Here is a 19,012-nt window from a genome sequence, read left to right as displayed (position 1 = left end):
TGAACCACCACGCATTGCGAAGCACTAGAGAGGCACGGGGACCTTTGATGGAAGACCTTCTTGTCGAGTTACGGAATCGTCGTGTCACCCTTCGCCCGAACGGCGATCGCCTCGACATCGAGGCCCCGGACGACGCCCTGACGCCGGAGCTCCGCGCGGCCGTCGCCGAGCACCACGACCAGCTGGCCGCCCTTCTGCGAGGCAGGCCGCACCCGGCGAACCTCCCGGCCGCCGAGCCCGAACCGGGCCTGCGCAACGACCCGTTCCCGCTGACCGACATCCAGCACGCCTACCTCGTCGGCCGCACCAAGGGCCTCGAACTCGGCGGGGTGTCCAGCCACTACTACTTCGAGTTCGACGGCACCGGCCTGGACGTGCCCCGCCTCTCGGCGGCTCTCCAGAAGGTCGTCGACCGGCACGACATGCTCCGCGCGGTGGTCCAACCCGGCGGAAAGCAGCGGGTGCTGGAGCAGGTCCCGCCGTACGGGATAGCCGCCGAGGACCTCCGCGGCAGAGACGCCGCCGAGCAGGCCGAGGCCCTCGACCGCGTCCGCGCCGAGCTCGCCGACCAGGTGCTGCCCACCGAGGAGTGGCCGCCGTTCGACATCCGCGCCTCGCTCCTCGACGAGGACCGCGTCCGGCTGCACCTGAGCATGGACCTCCTCTTCGTCGACGTCCGCAGCCTGTTCGTCGTCCTCGACGAGTGGCGCCGCTTCTACGACGACCCCTCCTGGTCGCCCGAGCCGCTCGAACTCACCTTCAGGGACTACGTCCTGGCCGAGCAGGCGCTGGAGTCCGAGCCCCTCGGCAAGCGGTCCGCCGACTACTGGCTCTCCCGCGTGGACGAGCTGTCCCCCGGCCCCGACCTGCCCATCGGCACGGCCCCCGAGCGCCTGGGCCGGCCCGCGTTCACCCGGCGCCGCGCGGCCCTCGCGCCCGAGCGGTGGGCCGCGCTGTCGGACGCGGCCCACCGCCACGGCCTGACCCCCAACAACCTGCTGCTGGCCGCCTATGCGGAGGTGCTGCGCACCTGGTCCAAGCGGCAGGAGTTCACGCTCACCCTCACCCAGCTGCACCGGCTGCCGCTGCACCCGCAGGCGCAGAAGATCGTCGGCGACTTCCTCTCGCCCGGCCTGCTCACCGTCGGCGGCACCGCCGAGGAGACCTTCGCCGAGCGCGCCGCCGGTGTGCAGCGCCAACTCCTCGCGGATCTGGCCCACTCGGCGTTCGGCGGCATCCGCGTCCTGCGCGAGCTCACCCGCCGCCAGGGCGACGGGCGCAACGTCTCGATGCCCGTCGTCTTCTCCAGCATGCTGGGCGCGGACGGCGACGCGGCGACCGCCGACGCCCTGCGGCTGTTCGGCGACGTGGCGTACGGCATCAGCCAGACCCCCCAGGTCTGGCTGGAGAACCAGGTCACCGAGGAGAACGGCGAGCTCGTCCTCAACTGGAACGCCGTGGACGGCCTGTTCCCCGAGGGCGCGCTGGACGCCATGTTCGACGCCTACACCACGCTGCTCGACCGGCTGGTGGAGGACGAGACCGTGTGGTCGGCCACCGGCGGCGTCGTCCCGCTGCCGGCCGCGCACCTCGCCGAGCGCGAACGCGCCAACGCCACCGCCCAGGACATCCCGCCGGCCCTGCTGCACGAGCTCGTCGGCGAGGCCGCCCGGCGCAGCCCCGACGCGGTGGCCGTCATCACCGCCGACGGCACCGAGACCACCTACCGCGAGCTGACCGAGGGCGCGCACCGCCTCGCCCGGCGGCTGCGCGACGTCTGCGGCGCCGAGCCCAACACGATGATCGCGGTCTCGATGCGGCCGGGCCCCGGCCAGATCTCCGCCCTGCTGGGCGTCCAGCACGCGGGCGCCGCCTATGTCGCCATCGACCCCGAACTGCCCGAGCAGCGGCGGCTGAAGCTGCTGGGCCAGTGCAAGGCGAAGGCCGTCGTCACGGAGGCCGGGCTGCGCGGGACGCTGGCGTGGCCGGACGGGCTGGAGGTCGTCACCGCCGACGACCCGGAGACCCGCGGCTACGGGGCCGAGCCGGTCACCGGAGTGCAGGGCGTGGACGACCTCGCCTATGTGATCTTCACCTCCGGCTCCACCGGTGAGCCCAAGGGCGTGATGATCTCCCACCGGAACGCCTCCAACACCGTCCAGGACATCAACCGCCGCTTCGGCGTGACCGGTTCGGACCGTGTGCTGGCGCTGGCCCCCACCGGCTTCGACCTGTCGGTGTACGACATCTTCGGCGTCCTCGGCGCGGGCGGCGCGATCGTCGTCCCCGAGCCCAAGCGGGCCAACGACCCCGCGCACTGGACCGAGCTCATCGACCGGTACGGGGTCACCATCTGGGACAGCGTGCCCGCGCCCATGCGCATGTGGGTCGAGACGCTGACCGAGGCCGCCCCCGGCACCGGTGCGAGCCTGCGGCTCGCCCTGCTCAGCGGCGACTGGATCCCGCTGGACCTGCCCGGCCGGCTCCGCGAGCACCTCCCGAACCTCAAGGCGATCAGCCTCGGCGGCGCCACCGAGGGCTCGATCTGGTCGATCCACTACCCGATCGGCGAGGTCTCGGCCGACTGGTCGAGCATCCCCTACGGCAAGCCGCTGGCCAACCAGACCTTCCACGTCCTCAACGAGTGGCTGGAACCCTGCCCGGCCGGGGTCACCGGAGAGCTCTACATCGGCGGCACGGGCGTCGCCCAGGGCTACTGGGCCGACCCGGTCCGCACGGCGGAACGATTCATCACCCACCCCGCCACCGGCGAACGGCTCTACCGCACCGGCGACCTGGGCCGCTACCGGCCCGGCGGCGACATCGAGATCCTCGGCCGCACCGACTTCCAGGTGAAGATCAACGGCTACCGGGTCGAACTCGGCGAGATCGAAGCCACCCTGCTGCGCCAGGAGGGCGTCCGCCAGGCCCTGGTGACCGCCCCGGCCCACCCGCGCACCGGCCAGCGCCAGCTCGCCGCGTACCTCGTGACGGGCGGAGCCGACGGCACGGACGGGGCGCGGATCGACGCGGCCGTGCTGCGCGAGACCCTGGCGGGGGCGCTGCCCAGCTATATGGTGCCCACCCACTACATCCCCCTCGACGCCGTCCCGTTGACCCCCAACGGCAAGGTCGACCAGGGAGCCCTGCCCTCGCCGTGGCAGGAGTCGGAGGGCGCGGACGGCCGCGTCTCGCCGCGCAACGACATCGAGGAGCGGCTCCTCACCGTATGGGCCGAGCAGCTGGGCCACGGCGACTTCGGCATCGAGGACGGGTTCTTCGACGTCGGCGGCGACTCGCTGCACGCCGTCGGCATCATCGGCCACCTCCGCACCGAGTTCGGCATCGATGCCTCCGCCGAACAGGAGATCATCGAGGGCCTGTTCATGAACTCGACCATCGCCGACTTCGCCGAGATCATCGTCTCTCTCAAGGAGGCCGGGGCATGACCGACGCCACCTGGGACTACGTGATCGTCGGCGGCGGCTCCGCCGGCACGGTCACCGCCACCCGGCTCGCCGCCGACGGCGACCGGCGGGTGCTCCTCCTGGAGGCCGGCGGCGACCAGCCGTCCCCCCGGGAGAAGAGCCACCCGCTCGCGGACGCCAGCCGGCTCATCCTGCGCGACTACAACTGGGACTACCTCGCCAACCTCCGCGGCAGCAGCCGCCTGGAGGACCTGGTGGCCGCCGGCCCCGAGGGCCGCGCCCGGGTCGCCGAGGCCGCCGCGGCCAGGATCCCGCGGGCCCTGTGGGGACGCTTCCCCTACCAGCTGGGCAAGGTCATGGGCGGCGGCTCGGCCGTCAACGGCGCCATCGCCCTGCGCGGCCTGCCCCGCGACTTCGAGGAGTGGGTGCGCCTCGGCAACCCCGAGTGGTCGTGGGAGCACGTCCTCCCGTACTACCGGGAGATCGAGACCGACCCCGGCATGCCCGCCGAACTCCACGGCGACAGCGGCCCGGTGCCCATCCGCCGGGTCGAGCGCGAGCACCTGCACGAGATCGACACGGCGTTCTGGGACGAGTGCGTCCGGCTCGGCCTGCCCGAGCTGGACGACCTCAACGGCGGCCGGGAGACCGGCATCGGCGTCATCCCCAGCAACGCCGTGGACGGCGAGCGGATGGACACCGCCACCACCTATCTCTCCACCGCCCGCCACCTGCCCAACCTGGAGATCCGCACTGGCACCAAGGTCACCCGGGTCCTCTTCGAGGGCAACCGCGCCGTCGGCGTCGAAATCCTCGACGACAACGGGCTGTCGGCCGTCCACGCCGGCAATGTGATCCTCAGCGCGGGCGCGATCGGCACCCCCGTCGTCCTGATGCGCTCCGGCGTCGCCGCCGCCGGACTGACCGAGTCCCTGGGCGTCGCGCCCGTCGTGGACCTGCCGGGCGTCGGCGAGAACCTCGTCGACCACCCCTCCGTCGTCATCTGGTCCAAGCCCAAGCCGGGCGTCTGCACGGCCGGTCTGCCCTGGCGGACCGTCGCGGCCCGCATGTCCAGCGGCTTCGACGACGACACGGACATCCAGGTCGGCCTGCTCAACAACGTCGAGAGCTCGACGGTGCCGGGCTTCGAGAACCGGCTGGACTGGCCCCTGGTGGTGGGCGTCTCGGTGATGCTGCTCCGCCCCGCCTCGCGCGGCCGGGTCTTCCTGGAGGACGCCGACCCGTACGCCAAGCCCGTCATCGAACTCGGCCTGGGCACCGTCGAGGAGGACGTCGACCGGCTCTGCCACGGCGTCCGCAAGGCCTGGAGCATCCTGCGGAGCCCGGCGCTCGCCGACCGCTTCGAGGAGACCCAGTTCTGGACCGACACGATGGTGGCCAACGACCGCATCCTGCGCAGCGGGGTCCGGAACATCATGAACCCCGGCTGGCACGCCGCCGGTTCGTCCCGGATGGGCCCGGCGAGCGACCCGATGGCGGTCGTGGACCAGGAGGGCCGGGTGCACGGCACGGAGAACCTGCGGGTCGTCGACGCGTCCGTCTTCCCGTCGATGCCCAGCGTGCCGACCAACATGACCACCATCATGCTGGCCGAGCGGATCTCCGGGAGCACCAAGTAATGAGCACTCGGCTCTACTGCTTCCCGCACGCCGGCGCCACCTCGGTGGCGTACCGGCCCTGGAAGGCCCTGGAGAACGACCGGCTGACGGTCGTCCCCGTGGACCAGCCGGGCCGCGGGACCCGCAGGCGGGAGACCCGGACCGACGACTTCCGCGAACTCGTCGCGTCCACCGCCGCGTTCGTGGCCGACGACCTGCGCCGTGCCCGGGCCACCGACCCGGGCGCGCGCTGGGCCACCTTCGGGCACAGCTTCGGCGCGACGCTGAGCCTGGCGGTGGCCGCCGCGGCGGAGCGGGCCCTGGGGGAGGCGCCGGTGCGCGCCTTCCTCTCGGCGGCGCTCCCGCCGGGGCTGCAGAAGCCCGACGACACGGACGCGCTCAGCGACGGGCAGTTGCTGGAGAAGATCGCCGGGGACGGCGGGACGGCGCCCGAGCTGCTGTCGAACGGTGCGATGAGCGCCTTCCTGGTGCGGCTGATGCGCGAGGACTACGTCGTGCGGCGGCAGTTCCCGGCAGAGGCCGGGGGGCTGTGCGTCGGCTTCCCCCTCACGCTGATCGCGGCGCGGGACGACGCCTATGTGACGCCCGCGCAGATGTGGCAGTGGGGCGGGCACAGCACGGCCGACGCCCGCCGGGTGGAGATCGACGGCGGCCACTTCGCCGCCGTGCAGGACCCGGCGGCGGTCATGGCGATCGTGGGCGGGGACATCGCCGGTATCGGCGACATCGGCGTCATCGGCGAAGGGGAGCGCTAGACATGCAGACCACCGTGTACGAGGCGCAGCACGAGGACTTCCGGCAGCTGTGCCGCACGTTCCTGGCCCGCGAGGCCATCCCGTACCACGACCAGTGGGAGCGGGACGGCATCGTCAGCCGTGAGCTGTGGACGAAGGCCGGGGCCGCGGGGCTGCTGGGCGTGGGCGTGCCCACCGAGTACGGCGGGGGCGGGGAGACCGACTTCCGCTACCCGGCCGTGTTCTCCGAGGAGTTGATCCGGGCCCGGGTCACCGCGCCCGGCTTCGTCGCCCACAACGACGTCATCGCCACCTATCTGTCCGGCCGGACCACGCCCGAGCAGAAGAAGCGCTGGCTGCCCGGGCTGTGCGCCGGCGAGCTGATCGCGGCCATCGCGATGAGCGAGCCGGACGCCGGGTCCAACGTGGCCGACATCCGCACCACCGCGGTGCGCGACGGGGACTTCTACGTCCTCAACGGGCAGAAGACCTTCATCACCAACGGCGAGAACGCCGACGTGATCGTCGTGGCGGCCAAGACCGCGCCGCAGCGCGGCGGCCAGGGCATCAGCCTGATCGTCGTCGAGCGGGACACCCCCGGCTTCACCCGCGGCCGGCGCATGGAGAAGCTGGGCTGGACGGCCAGCGACACCTGCGAGCTGTTCTTCGACGACTGCCGGGTGCCGGCCTCCAACCTGATCGGCAAGGAGAACGTGGGGATGGCCTACTTGATGGCCGGTCTCCCGCGCGAGCGGCTCAGCATCGCCACGGTGGCGGTCGCCGCGGCCGAGAAGATGCTGGCCGACACCCTGGAGTACGCCCGCGGGCGGCAGGCGTTCGGGCAGGCCATCGGGAGCTTCCAGCACAACCGCTTCCAGCTCGCCACCATGGACACCGAGGTCACCCTCGCCCGGGTCTTCCTCAACCACTGCATCACCGAGCTCAACGCCGGGCGCCTGACGGTGGCCGACGCGGCCAAGGCCAAGTGGTGGACCACCGAGCTCCAGGTCGAGGTCGCCAACCGCTGTCTGCAACTGTACGGCGGCTACGGCTACTTGAAGGAGAGCCCGATCTCCCGCGAGTGGGCCAACAGCCGGGTGCAGACGATCTACGGCGGCACCACCGAAATCATGAAGGAACTGATCGGCCGCTCGCTCGGGCTGTGAGCGCTCCTTCGGTACGTGATCAGCAACGGAAGGGACGTACCCCCCGCATGAACCACCCCGGCGAATCCCTGAGCGCGGGAACCGACGGGCTCACCGTCTCGGTCGCCACGCTGGAGGAATGGCGGCACGTGGAGGAGTGGGCCAACGGAGAAGGATGGAACGTCGGCCTCGGCGACGTGGCGTGCTTCCACGCCACCGACCCGGCCGGCTTCTTCCTCGCCCGCCTCGGCACGACCCCGGTCGCGGCGATCTCGGTCGTCAACTACTCCGACACCTACGCCTTCATGGGCCACTACCTGGTCCATCCCGACCTGCGCGGGCAGGGCCTGGGCCTGGCCACCTGGGAGGCGGCCTTCCCCCACGCGGGGAACCGGGTCATCGGCCTGGACGCCGCGCTGCCCCAGCGCTCCAACTACGAGAAGCACGGCTTCCGGGCCGTCTGGGACACCGTCCGCTACGGCGGCGTCCTCACCCGGCCGGGACGCCCGGCCGAGGGCACCGTACGGATCGGGCCCGGCCACCTGGACGCGGTCGCCGCCTACGACCGCGACTGGTGCCCCGCCGACCGCGGCGACTTCGTCCGCCGCTGGCTGACGGCCCCCGGGCACGTGGGCCACGCGCGGGTGCGCAACGGCGCGGTCACCGGATACGGGGTGATCCGCCCGGCCCAGGAGGGCCACCGGATCGGCCCGCTCTTCGCCGACACCCCCGAGGACGCCGAGGCGCTCCTCGACACCCTCACCGCGGACCTCGGCCCGGGGGCGGGGGTCTCCCTCGACATGCCCGAGCCGCAGAAGGCGGGCGGCGACCTGGTCAGGTCCCGGGGCCTCACCGAACGCTTCCGCACCGTGCGGATGTACACCGGAGAGGTCCCCTGGAGCCGCGCCGGCCAGGCGTACGCGACCACCACCCTCGAACTCGGCTGACCGACGCGACACTTGAACTCAGGAGGTGCACGATGGCGGACTCCGTTCCGACCATGTACGAGTGGATGGGGGGCGCCGAGGTCCTGGAGAAGCTCACCGAGGCGTTCTACGCGAAGGTGCGCAAGGACGAGATCCTCGCCCCGCTCTTCGCGCGGATGGCCGACGACCACCCGCAGCACGTGGCCACGTTCCTCGGCGAGGTCTTCGGCGGCCCGGCCAAGTACACGGACGAGCACGGCGGTTACCCGCGCATGCTCTCCCGGCACATCGGCCGGCAGATCAAGCCGGAGCAGCGCAACCGCTGGGTCGATCTGATGCGGCAGGCCGCCGACGAGGTCGGGCTGCCCCAGGACGCGGAGTTCCGCTCCGCGTTCAACGCCTACATCGAGTTCGGCTCGCGGCGTGCGATGGCCAACTCGCAGAAGGACGCCGAACTCGGCAGCCGCACCACCATCAAGCTCTGGGGCTGGGGCGAGGCCGCCCCCGGCTCCGACTGAGCCTTTGTGCGACACAGGTGAAAGGGCCCGGCACGCTCATCGCGTGCCGGGCCCCTCGGTGTTCCCGGTACTGGCCGGACGGGGGGACGGTCAGTCCCGGGAACAGGCTCGTGCGGTGTGGACGGTGGTGGCGCTCAGATAGAAGGCGTCCGGGCGCCACAGGATGCCCGTGCAGGCGTCGCCGTCCACCAGACGCTCCAGCACCGCGCGGTCCTCGGCGTCCAGCCGGTCGCCGGCCCGGTCGCGCAGCCGCGTCAGATAGCCGTGCAGGTGCTCACGGGCCGGCAGGCCCAGCGGCGTGGGCAGGTCCGTGAGGAACGTCCGGGTCCCGGTCGGGATGAGCCCGGCCCGCGCGAGCATCGCGGGCCAGTCCTCGACGGTGGCGGACGCGCCGGGCAGTTCGCCGCGCATGGCGGTGAACCAGTCCTCGTCGGCGGCCTCCAGCCGGGCCTGCAGGCCCGGGCGGCCCATGCCGATGTCGCGGGGCAGGAAGCGCGGGGGCAGCCCGCGCTCGGCGACGGCCAGCAGCCCGCCGCGGCGCAGCCGGGAGGCGAGGGCGTCCAGCGCCGCCTGCTGGTCGCCCAGGTGGTGGACGACATGGCCCGCCCAGATCACGTCCGCCGTGCCGAGCTCCTCGAACCCGCCGGGCAGCTCGGCCTGCCGGACGGTCACCCGGCTCGCCAGGTGCCGGCGCGCGGCGCGCGGCCGGACCCGCTCCAGCACGGCGGGGTCCCGGTCCACGGCCACGACCTCGGCCCGCGGGAAGGCCCGGGCGAGCAGACAGGTGCCCACCCCCGGACCGCAGCCGACGTCCAGGACGCGGCCGACCGCCTCGTCCACGCCGTCCCCGGCGCAGACCAGGCCCCGCAGCCACTCCACCGTCTCCTCCAGGGAGGACACGTGCAGTTCGGCCTCGCGCTCCAGCTGGGCGGCCGGGGCGTCGTGGGCGACGTCCCCGGGGTGGTGAGGGTTCATGGCTGTTCCTGTTCCGGGCGGGGCGGGTGGGGATCAGCGGAGGTAGGCGGCGAGGGTCCGTTCGAGGACGGGCTTGGGGGAGGCACCCACCCACTGCTCCTTGCGCTCGCCGTCGGCGTAGACGATGAACGCGGGGATCGAGGAGACGCCGTGCTGGATCGCGAGCGAGGGCTCGTCGTCGACGTTGACCTTGACGACGTCCAGCTGGCCCGTCTGCTCCTCGGCGAGCTTCTCGATGATGGGGGTCATCATCCGGCAGGGCGCGCACCAGGGCGCCCAGAACTGGATGAGGACGGGCGTGGTGGCCTCAAGGACGCGGGTGGGGAAGGCGTCCTCGGTGAGGGCGTCCACGGGCTTGGCCATCGGTCGTTCTCCTTGTACGGGGGTTGTACGGGGGAGGTGGTGCAGTGGTCGGTGCGGTGGTGCGGACGCGCTAGCGGACGATCGGCTCGGCCGGGTTGCGGTAGTCCTCCAGGTCGCGGGCGATGTCGTCGGCGAGGAGGTCGTGGTTGAGGGCGAAACCGGCGGCGGAGCCCTGGCCCGCGGCGGTGACGACCTGGGCGCGCGGGTCGGCGACGTTGCCCACCGCCCACAGGCCGGGCACGCTGGTGCGGCCGACGCCGTCGGTGGTCACGAAGCCCATGGCGTCCTTGTCGCAGCCCAGCCCGTCCAGCAGGGCGTCGTTGGGCACCATGCGCGGGAAGACGAAGACGGCCTCGCGGGGCACCACACGGCCCTCGGAGAGCTCCACGCCGCGCAGCCGGTCGTCCTCCACGACCAGCCACTTGACCTCGCCCTCGGCTATCCGGATGCGGCGCGCGGCGAGCTTCTCGCGGTCCTCGTCGGTGATCTCCATGGTGTGCGGGAAGAAGACCACGTCGTCGGACCACTGGCGCAGCAGCAGGGCGTGGTTGACCGCGTTGGGGTGGGTGCCGAGCACGCCGAACGCCTGGTCGCGCACCTCGTAGCCGTGGCAGTACGGGCAGTGCAGCAGGTCCTTGCCCCAGCGCTCGCGCACGCCCGGGATCTCCGGCAGCTCGTCGCGCAGCCCGGTGGCCACGACGACGTGCCGGGCCCTGAGCGCCGCGCCGCCGGCCAGCTGGACGACGAATCCCTTCTCGACGCTCTCCACCTGGGCGTCGATCAGGTCCACGCCGTAGCCGGCGACCTCCTTGCGGCCCACCTCCAGCAGGGCCGCGGGGGACATCCCGTCCCGGGAGAGGAAGCCCATCATCTGCTCGGCCGGGGCGTTGCGCGGCTTGCCGCCGTCGACCACGGCCACCTTGCGGCGGGAGCGGCCCAGCAGCAGCGCGGTGTTCAGCCCCGCGGCGCCGCCGCCGATCACCACGACGTCGTAGATGTCCTTGCTCGTGTCGCTCACTGCGATCACCTCCGCAGGTCAGCCTGCGACCGTCACCCAGGGGTGGCAATTTTTGTTGCTGTTTTGGGAACACGGGGTGTGCAATGGCGCCATGGAGATCTCCGACGCCATCACCCGCGCCCTGACCGAGGTCGGCCCCCGTCTCAAGCGGCTGCGCATACAGCGCGGTGTGACGCTCTCGACGCTCTCCGAGGCCACCGGGATCTCCAAGAGCACCCTCTCCCGCCTGGAGTCCGGCCAGCGCCGGCCCAGCCTGGAACTTCTGCTCCCGATCTCCCAGGCGCACCAGGTGCCCCTCGACGAACTGGTCGGCGCCCCCGAGGTCGGCGACCCCCGCATCCGCCTGACCTCCAAGCACGTCGCGGGCAAGACGGTCATCCCGCTCACCCGCCAGCCCGGCCCCCTCCAGACCTTCAAGGTGATCATCCCGCCCGCGCTGAGCACGCCCGAGCTGTGCACCCACGAGGGCTACGAGTGGTTCTTCGTCCTCGCCGGCAAGGCCCGGCTGATCCTCGCCGACCACGACATCGTCCTCGGCCCGGGCGAGGCCGCCGAGTTCGACACCCGCCTCCCGCACTGGTTCGGCAGCACGGGAGAGGGCCCGGTCGAACTCCTCAGCCTCTTCGGCCGGCAGGGGGAGCGGATGCACGTCCGGGCGAAGCCGACTCCCGCGGCGAAGGAGCCGACGGCCTGAGGGCCGCCTCCCGCCGGTGCGGCCGGGCGCGGCCGGGGCGCACCCCTCACCGGGCGCCGCCCACCCGCTCCGCCAGGAACGCCTCCCACGTCCGCCCGCCCGTGTCCACGTCGTCCAACGACAGGTTCGCGCCCGCACGGTACGCCCGGCCGACCTTGCCCGGCATCCGCACCGGAAGCGTCGGACGGCTCCGCCTGCCGCTCGCCCGCCGGTGGTCCAGGGCCAGCTCGTGCAGCCCGTACAGCGTCGGCCCGGCCAGGTCGCGGACCCGGCCGGCCGGCTCGCCCAGGGCCAGTTCCACCAGCCGCGCCGCCACGTCCCGGGCGTCCACCGGCTGCCACCGCAGCCCGCCCGGCGCCGGGACGAGAGGCAGTCCGGCCATCTTCCCGGCCACGGTCAGCGCCAGGTCGTGGAACTGGGCCGCCCGCAGCGTCGTCCATGGCACGCCCGACTCCTCGACGGCCCGCTCCGCGTTCCACTTGGCCCGGAAGTAGCCCAGCGGGATCCGGTCGGCGCCGATGACCGAGATGTAGACCAGGTGCGCCACGCCCGCCCGCGCCGCGGCCGCCACCAGGTTGCGGGTCGCGACGTCGTCGCCCTTGGGCCCGCCCGCGAGGTGCAGGACGGTGTCCACACCGGCCAGTGCCGCGTCGATCCCCTCGCCCCCCAACAGGTCGCAGGCGACGTACTCGACGCCGTCCGCGGCCGCGCCCCCGCGCCGGCTGAGCACCCGCACCTCGCGGCCGGCCGCGCGCAGGAGCGGGACGACATGCCGGCCCAGGGTGCCCGTACCGCCGGTGACCAGGATGGTTGTCGACATCGCTTCTCCTAGGGTTCGTCACGGGCCGTTCTCGATCGGCCTCTGCTGACATGACCCGCGGCAATGAAGGAATGTGACACCGTGCGCGAACAAGTTACGGCCGTCGAGCGGTTCGAGGAGGAGCGGCCCCGGCTGAGGGCGGTGGCCTACCGGATGCTCGGCTCGGTGGCCGAGGCGGAGGACGCCGTCCAGGAGACCTGGCTGCGGCTGGAGCGCACCGGCGCCGACGGCGTGGAGAACCTCGGCGGCTGGCTGACGACGGTGGTGGCCCGGGTGTGCCTCAACGTGCTGCGCTCGCGCGAGACCCGGCGGGAAGAACCGCTGGAGGCCCGGGAGATCCATGTCCCGGACCCGCTGATCGGCCCGGCGTCCGGCGTCGACCCGGAGCAACAGGCCCTCCTGGCCGACTCCGTGGGCCTGGCGATGCTCGTCGTCCTGGAGACCATGTCCCCGGCCGAGCGCGTCGCGTTCGTCCTGCACGACCTGTTCGCCGTGCCCTTCGAGGAGATAGCCCCGCTGATCGACAGGACCCCGGCCGCGACGCGCCAGCTCGCCAGCCGGGCCCGCCGCCGCGTCCGGGACGGGGCTCCCGCCCCGGACCCCGACCTGACGCGGCAGCGCGAAGCCGTCGACGCCTTCTTCGCGGCCGCCCACGACGGTGACTTCGACGCCCTCGTCGCCGTCCTGGACCCCGATGTCGTCCTCCGCGCCGACGCCGGAGCGGGCTCCCGCTTCACCACCGTTCTCAACGGCGCCCGCACGGTGGCCTCGCGGGCCCTCACCTTCGCCCGGCTCATCCCGTTCGCCCGGCCCGCCCTCGTCAACGGCACGGCCGGTGTGGTCGTCGTCGCCAACGGCCGGCCGGTGTCCGTCATGGCGTTCACCGTCACGGACGGACGGATCACGACCGTCGACATCCTGGCGGACACCGACCGGCTGCGGTCACTGGACGTTGGTGGTTCGGTTGGTCAGATGCGGTCGGCGGCGATGAGGAGGTAGTGGAAGCTGCCTTCGCGGTAGGCGGTGAGGAAGGGGTCTTCGACGCCGGTGGCGAGGGTGGATTGTGCGCGGAGTTCCCAGTAGGGGAGGGCGGTGGGGGTGAGGTCGACGACGTTCATGGGGACGAGGCCGTTGGCGGCCATGGCCTTGAAGTAGGCGCTGCGGGGGTGGATGTTGCAGGTGTAGTGCTCGTCGATACGGCTCACGGCCTTGGAGCGGCCGCCGGTGACGTCGTTGGAGCAGCCGGTGATGACGACGTAGCGGCCGCCGAAGGCGAGCTGGCGGGCGTGTTCGGCGAAGAGTTCGTCGAGGTCGACGTACATGGTCGACTCGTTGTTCCAGATGCCCTGGAACGCTCCGGTGGGCAGGCCGGTGTCGAGCATGTTGGCGAAGTGGTAGCGGACCCGGTCGTCCACGCCGCGCTTGCGGGCCTGGGCGTTGGCGAAGTCGACCTGCTGCTGGGAGATGGAGACCCCGTCGACGCGGCAGCCGAACCGGGCGTTGGCCATGATGCTGGAGCCGCCGCGTCCGCACCCGGCGTCCAGGAGGCGCTGGTCGGGGGTGACGGGGCCGAGGTGGTCGAGGAGGACATCGGCCTGGGCGGACTCCAGACGGTGGAGTTCCTCGATGATCCGCGCGTCCCGTGTCGCCTCGTCACCGTTCAGCACGGACGGGTCGTAGTCACCCAGCCCGTAGTGGTGGTGGTAGAGACCGTCGACATCACCCAGCCGCAGATTGACCGGGTCCTTCTCATTGTTCCAGTACTCGGCCACCGACTTCTGGTACGCAGTACGCAGAACAGGGGTCATGGTCGTGCTCCTATAAAAAACGTTGGTGCAAGCTTTGGTGCGAGCTTTGGTTCAAGCGGAGTTGTAGCGGGGGCTGCCGCTGTGCCATGCGCGGTTGCCGCCGAGCCAGGCCCACACCCCCGCGAGGAACCGGCCCAGTTGGGGCGAGCCGGTGAGGGCGAGGGCCGCGGCCTCCGCCTCATAAGTGCGCACCAGCTCGTCGTGGATCTCCACGCTCCGCTCGATCCCCTCGCGCGGTGAGCAGCGCTCCCGCTCGGCGATCACGGTGGGCAGGTTGAACTCCACGCCCGAGGCGTCGTGTTCCTTGGTCATGGAGTAGAGGTCGTTGACGAGCGTGGCAGCGGTGGCCGCCATGGTGACGGCGCGGCGCACCCGCGGATCGCCGTACTCGGCCGCGGTGAGCGCGTAGCCGCCCACCACGTCGGCCAGCGCGATGCAGGGCAGGAAGCTGTTCGTCTGGCGGTGCGCCAGGTACTCGGGGACGGTGGGCATGTATCCCCGGGAGCGCCAGGAGCCCTCCTGTCCGTACCCGACGAAGAGCACGGCGACCTCGTGCCGCAGCCGCGCCAGTTGGGACGGCTCGGCATACCGGGACAGGTGCTCCAGCGCGGTGCGCAGGGCGACGCGGACCGGGTCCTCGCGCATCTCCCGCTGCCACGCGGCCGCGTAGCGGACGGGGAGGTGGGCCGGGTCGACCGCCGCGTACGCCGGGCCCAGGTGCGAGCCCAGCAGTTCGGGGCCCGCCCCGTCGTCGCAGTAGTAGTCGTCGGTGGCCCACTCGGCCAGCGCGCACTTGGCGGCCGCGAGGAGCCGGTCGGGGTCGTCGCCGTCCGGGTGGGCCAGCATCATCAGCCGCCCGAAGTCGGCGGCCCGGACGCGGTCGAGCCGGCCCTCGTAGATGCCGGTCTCGTCGGCCCAGTCCACCAGCCGGTCGTTGACCTCGCGGCCGAGCGCCGGGTCGTCCCGGAGCGCGGGCGGACAGTACAGCTCCGGGACGGCGTCGGGGGACGGCTCGCGCCGCGGGGCGATGCGGGCGGCGGACGTGCCCAGGCCCGTCGGCCCCCTGAGGACGGCGGGGACGGCGGGGACGGCGGGAAGGGCGGGAACGGCAGGGGTGGCGGGACCGCCGGGGACGGCGGGAGCGGCTCGGTGGTCCGGATGCCGGGTGAGCAGCGCCGCCACGAGCCGTGCCACATCGTGCCCGGCCGTGGGCGCGGTCATGCGCGACAGCAATGACACCGGTCTGTCTCCTCGGGGTGTCAGGAGGGCGTGTGGAAGACCTCGACGTTCTCCAGGACGCCGAGTGCGTCGGGCACGAGGACGGCCGCCGAGAAGTAGGTGCTGACGAGGTAGGAGATGACGGCCTGGTCGTTGATGCCCATGAAACGGACGTTGAGACCGGGCTCGTACTCGTCCGGGATCCCCGTCTGCCGCAGACCGACCACGCCCTCGTCGTCCTCGCCCAGCCGCATCGCGAGGATCGAGGAGGTGCCCGCCTCGGTGACCGGGATCTTGCCGCAGGACAGGATGGGCACCCCCCGCCAGGCGAGCGTCGAATGCCCGTCGATCTCGGCGCTGCCGAGGGACAGGCCCCGCTTGTTGCACTCGCGGCCGAGGGCGGCGATGGCCTTCGGGTGGGCGTAGAACGCCTTGGTGCTGCGCCGCATGGCCAGCAGCTCGTCCAGGTCGTCCGGGGTGGGCGGCCCGGAATGGGTGGAGATCCGCTGGCTGTGGTCGGCGTTGTGCAGCAGGCCGAACTCGCGGTTGTTGACCAGCTCGTTCTCCTGGCGCTCGCGCAACGCCTCGATGGTCAGCCGGAGCTGCTGCTCCACCTGGTCCATGGGGTCGTTGTAGAGATCCGCAACCCGGCTGTGCACGCGCAGCACCGTCTGCGCGACGCTCAGTTCGTACTCGCGCGGCGAGAGGTCGTAGTCCACGAAGGTGCCGGGGATGACGGGCTCGCCGGAGTGGCCGGAGGCGAGGGCGATCTCGGCCTCGCCCTTCCTGTTGCGCGGCAGGTCCTTCTCCGCGAGGCGCCGCCGGACGTGGGCCCGCAGCTGCTCGCTCCGCGCCGCGATCTCCTCGTACGCGTCCCGGGTCAGGGTGAGCATGGTGCACGCCGTGAGCGCCCGCGCCGTGAACTTCCATGCGCCCGGCTCGTCGGCCAGCACCTCGCCACCGAGGAACGCGCCGTCGGCGAGCACCCCGCGCCGGGTCTCGGTGCCGTACTGCCCGCTGCCGGCCTTCTCGATCCTGCCGCGGACGATCAGGTGGACGCGGTCGACGGTCCGGCCCTGCTCGGCGATCACCTGCCCCGGCGCGAACTCCCGCTGCTCGAAGCGCCCGGCCAGCGCGCGCAGCGCCGCGTCGTCCTCGAAGCCGTGCAGGAGCGGCAGTTCGCCCAGCTCGGCGGGGATGACACGGACGGTGGCGCCCTCCTGGACGAAGGTCACCCGGCCGTCCCCGACCGTGTACGACAGGCGCCGGTTGACCCGGTAGGTGCCGCCCTTGACCTCCACCCAGGGCAGCGTCCGCAGCAGCCACCGCGAGCTGATGCCCTGCATCTGCGGGACGCTCTTGGTGGTCGTCGCCAGGTTCCGCGCGGCGGCGATGCCCAGACTGAGCTGGGCCCGTCCCGCCGCCGACTCCTCCGGCTGCTCTGCGGTGGTCATCCCGGTCCTCTCCGTCTGGTCCGTCCGGCGTGCGCTGTTCGGTGTGTGTGGAAGCCGATCACCGGCTCCGGACGCGCAAGTGAAGCAGCGTCAGTTGATGTTGGTCGAAATGAGGCGGGGAGACCCATCGTCTTTGCGTCGTGAGAAGGCAGGGGCCGGAGGCCGGTCGAGAGGTGGAAATAATCCCGTTTTGGTGAGAAAAGAGCGGTATTTGGGTGGCGGGAAGACGGGGTGCTGCGGAGGTTCCGGGGCTTCGTGGCCCGTCGTCGAGGTGGCTGATAATGCGTGGTGGGGTGTCGCGGGGCCGAGGTGAGTCTGATAAAGGCGCTCTTCGCGGAAGAGGGCAGCGCCGGACCTCGGAATGTGTCCCGGCCCGGACGCGTCGGCCCCGTCGTCCGCCGCGGTTGCCGACGGGCCGCGGCCGGCGCTCCCGGCCTGCCGCGAGGCGACTTTCACGCCAACCTTTGATTGATCGCGCCGGTGGGGAGAAGGCGCAGTTCGATTTTATTCACCGGCCCGTCGGCCGGAGGTGATCGATGCGTCTCCGCGGCGCAAACGCCTCGGGCGGCTGATGCGCATGAGGAGTAAGTGGTCTACGGCCAAAAGGACTTGTACGAATGGCGGGAATGTGTCACCTGGCCCCGTCACCGCTCTCGACCAACATCGTTACGCACTGCTTCACTTGCGCACCGAACGTCCCGTACAGCCGCTCATCAGGGGCCGGGCCTCCGTACGCCGCAGCCATGGTGCCCTGCGTATCCGCCGACGCCCTCCCGGAAAGGACCCGGAATGACCGCAGCGACGCCTGAGCAGCCCGAACAGTCCGCAGGACAGGCCCAGTTGAGCCTTGGAATCGCCGCCGCACGGAATCTGGCGACGACCACCAAGACCGTTCCCCAGATGCAGGGCATCAGCTCGCGCAAGCTGCTGCGGACCCTGCCCTGGGCGGAGGTGAGCGGTGGTACGTACCGGGTCAACCGACGTCTGACGTACACGGTCGGGGACGGCCGGGTGACCTTCGTCCAGGAGGGCGCCACCGTCCGTGTCATCCCCGCCGAGCTGGGCGAACTGCCGCTCCTGCACGGCTTCGAGGACCCCGACGTGCTCGGCGCGCTCGCCGGGCGCTTCGAGCAGCGCGAGGTGGAACCCGGCCAGGTGATCGCGGAGGCGGGCCGGCCCGCCGACCACGTCTACCTGATCGTCCACGGCAAGGTGGAGCGGATCGGCACCGGCCCGTACGGCGAGGAGACCCGGCTGGGCCAGGTCGCCGACGGCGGGTTCCTCGGTGGTCAGGTGGTCGCGGAGGAACCGGGCGAGTGGGATTTCACCGCCCGGACCGTCACCTCCGTCATCCTGCTCGCCCTGCCCCGCCGGGCGTACGAGGAGATCGCCGGGCAGCACGAGCCGCTGCGGGCGCATGTGGCGCGGCGCGAGGCCGAGGGTGACCTGCCGCAGAACCGGCGCGGCGAGGCCGACATCGCGCTAACCTCCGGCCACTCGGGCGAGCCCGTACTGCCGGGCACCTTCGTGGACTACGACCTCTCGCCGCGGGAGTACCAGCTGAATGTCGCGCAGACGGTGCTGCGCGTGCACAGCCGGGTCGCGGATCTCTACAACGACCCGATGAACCAGGTGGAGCAGCAGCTCCGGCTGACCATCGAGGCGTTGCGCGAGCGCCAGGAGAACGAGCTGGTCAACAACCGCGAGTTCGGGCTGCTGCACAACGCCGACCACGGCCAGCGGATCTCCACCCACTCCGGTGCGCCCACCCCGGACGACCTGGACGAGCTGCTGAGCATGCGGCGCTCGACCAACGCGATCTACGCCCACCCGAAGGCCATCGCCGCCTTCGGCCGCGAGTGCAACAAGCGTGGGATCCACATCGGCGAGACCGAGTACAACGGCCACCGCGGGCTCTCCTGGCGGGGCGTGCCGATCTTCGCGTGCGGCAAGCTCCAGGTCTCGGACGAGGGCACCACCTCGATCCTCGCGATGCGTCTCGGTGTCGACGACGAGGGCGTGGTCGGTCTGCGGCAGACGGGGATCCCGGACGAGTACGAGCCCGGTCTCAACGTCCGTTTCATGGGCATCAACGACCAGGCCGTCATCTCCTACCTCGTCAGCACCTACTTCTCGGCGGCCGTCCTGGTGCCCGACGCACTCGGCGTCCTGGAGAACGTCCAGGTCGCGCGGACGGCGTGAGAGCGACGGTCGCGCGTGGCCGTGAGCGGCACGGCGGCCGTCCCTACCGCAAGACCGCCTGAACTACGT

At 71.9% G+C, this 19,012-nt stretch carries 16 protein-coding genes; 9 read left to right on the top strand and 7 right to left on the bottom strand.

The annotated features are described in order from the left end of the window. The first annotated feature begins 47 nt into the window (after positions 1-47). The 6 genes from AB8735_RS11640 to AB8735_RS11615 are packed head-to-tail and all read left to right on the top strand — an operon-like array spanning position 48 to position 8,391. A complete protein-coding gene (locus AB8735_RS11640; protein ID WP_372407033.1) occupies positions 48-3,449 on the top strand; it encodes an amino acid adenylation domain-containing protein in 3,402 nt (1,133 codons plus the stop codon). After that, complete coding sequence (locus AB8735_RS11635) at positions 3,446-5,068, top strand: GMC family oxidoreductase (protein ID WP_372407031.1); 1,623 nt, start codon at positions 3,446-3,448, stop codon at positions 5,066-5,068. Before AB8735_RS11640 ends, AB8735_RS11635 begins: the two co-directional genes overlap by 4 nt. Beyond that, complete coding sequence (locus AB8735_RS11630; protein WP_372407029.1) at positions 5,068-5,823, top strand: thioesterase II family protein; 756 nt, start codon at positions 5,068-5,070, stop codon at positions 5,821-5,823. The genes AB8735_RS11635 and AB8735_RS11630 overlap by 1 nt, the downstream gene beginning before the upstream one ends. Positions 5,824-5,825: 2 nt before the next feature. Beyond that, on the top strand, positions 5,826-6,968 hold the full coding sequence (locus AB8735_RS11625) for an acyl-CoA dehydrogenase family protein (protein WP_372407026.1): 1,143 nt from the start codon (positions 5,826-5,828) through the stop codon (positions 6,966-6,968). A gap of 47 nt (positions 6,969-7,015) precedes the next feature. Beyond that, positions 7,016-7,894: a GNAT family N-acetyltransferase gene (locus AB8735_RS11620; RefSeq protein WP_344021099.1), complete on the top strand. Its 879-nt coding sequence runs from the start codon at positions 7,016-7,018 to the stop codon at positions 7,892-7,894. 32 nt (positions 7,895-7,926) lie between these two features. Beyond that, the gene (locus AB8735_RS11615; protein WP_372407024.1) at positions 7,927-8,391 is read left to right on the top strand and encodes a group II truncated hemoglobin; all 465 of its coding nucleotides are present in this window, start codon (positions 7,927-7,929) and stop codon (positions 8,389-8,391) included. Positions 8,392-8,481: 90 nt separating this feature from the next. On the opposite strand, the gene AB8735_RS11610 is transcribed toward AB8735_RS11615, so the two are convergent. From AB8735_RS11610 to AB8735_RS11600, 3 genes are all read right to left on the bottom strand, one after another. Next, on the bottom strand, positions 8,482-9,366 hold the full coding sequence (locus tag AB8735_RS11610; RefSeq protein ID WP_344021095.1) for a methyltransferase: 885 nt from the start codon (positions 9,364-9,366) through the stop codon (positions 8,482-8,484). Between the two features lie 33 nt (positions 9,367-9,399). Beyond that, a complete protein-coding gene (trxA, locus tag AB8735_RS11605) occupies positions 9,400-9,729 on the bottom strand; it encodes a thioredoxin (RefSeq protein ID WP_372407022.1) in 330 nt (109 codons plus the stop codon). Between the two features lie 70 nt (positions 9,730-9,799). After that, complete coding sequence (locus AB8735_RS11600; RefSeq protein WP_344021092.1) at positions 9,800-10,747, bottom strand: NAD(P)/FAD-dependent oxidoreductase; 948 nt, start codon at positions 10,745-10,747, stop codon at positions 9,800-9,802. 91 nt (positions 10,748-10,838) lie between these two features. Here AB8735_RS11600 and AB8735_RS11595 point away from each other — a divergent pair, with 91 nt between their 5' ends. Continuing rightward, the gene (locus AB8735_RS11595) at positions 10,839-11,441 is read left to right on the top strand and encodes an XRE family transcriptional regulator (RefSeq protein ID WP_344021091.1); all 603 of its coding nucleotides are present in this window, start codon (positions 10,839-10,841) and stop codon (positions 11,439-11,441) included. A gap of 46 nt (positions 11,442-11,487) precedes the next feature. Here the strand turns inward: AB8735_RS11595 and AB8735_RS11590 are convergent, their stop codons facing one another. Next, entirely contained in the window at positions 11,488-12,261 is a 774-nt protein-coding gene (locus AB8735_RS11590) for an SDR family oxidoreductase (protein ID WP_372407020.1), read from the bottom strand. An 81-nt stretch (positions 12,262-12,342) separates the two neighbouring features. Between AB8735_RS11590 and AB8735_RS11585 the strand changes: the two genes are divergently transcribed. Beyond that, the gene (locus AB8735_RS11585) at positions 12,343-13,260 is read left to right on the top strand and encodes a sigma-70 family RNA polymerase sigma factor (RefSeq protein ID WP_372407018.1); all 918 of its coding nucleotides are present in this window, start codon (positions 12,343-12,345) and stop codon (positions 13,258-13,260) included. Here the strand turns inward: AB8735_RS11585 and AB8735_RS11580 are convergent. From AB8735_RS11580 to AB8735_RS11570, 3 genes are read right to left on the bottom strand one after another with little or no spacing between them, the layout of a single operon-like run. Continuing rightward, the gene (locus AB8735_RS11580; protein WP_344021077.1) at positions 13,230-14,069 is read right to left on the bottom strand and encodes a geranyl diphosphate 2-C-methyltransferase; all 840 of its coding nucleotides are present in this window, start codon (positions 14,067-14,069) and stop codon (positions 13,230-13,232) included. The genes AB8735_RS11585 and AB8735_RS11580 overlap by 31 nt on opposite strands. A gap of 51 nt (positions 14,070-14,120) precedes the next feature. Then, positions 14,121-15,308: a family 2 encapsulin nanocompartment cargo protein terpene cyclase gene (locus AB8735_RS11575; RefSeq protein ID WP_372407016.1), complete on the bottom strand. Its 1,188-nt coding sequence runs from the start codon at positions 15,306-15,308 to the stop codon at positions 14,121-14,123. 20 nt (positions 15,309-15,328) lie between these two features. Next, entirely contained in the window at positions 15,329-16,741 is a 1,413-nt protein-coding gene (locus AB8735_RS11570; protein ID WP_372407014.1) for a family 2B encapsulin nanocompartment shell protein, read from the bottom strand. Positions 16,742-17,530: 789 nt separating this feature from the next. Between AB8735_RS11570 and AB8735_RS11565 the strand changes: the two genes are divergently transcribed. Next, positions 17,531-18,943 (top strand): family 2B encapsulin nanocompartment shell protein, encoded by a 1,413-nt coding sequence (locus AB8735_RS11565; RefSeq protein WP_372407013.1) that lies wholly within the window; start codon positions 17,531-17,533, stop codon positions 18,941-18,943. Positions 18,944-19,012 lie beyond the last annotated feature (69 nt).

It is taken from the genome of Streptomyces luteireticuli, assembly GCF_041519305.1.
Lineage (GTDB): Bacteria > Actinomycetota > Actinomycetes > Streptomycetales > Streptomycetaceae > Streptomyces > Streptomyces luteireticuli.
Note: the sequence above shows the minus strand (reverse complement) of the source record. Positions and strands in the feature narration are given on the sequence as shown.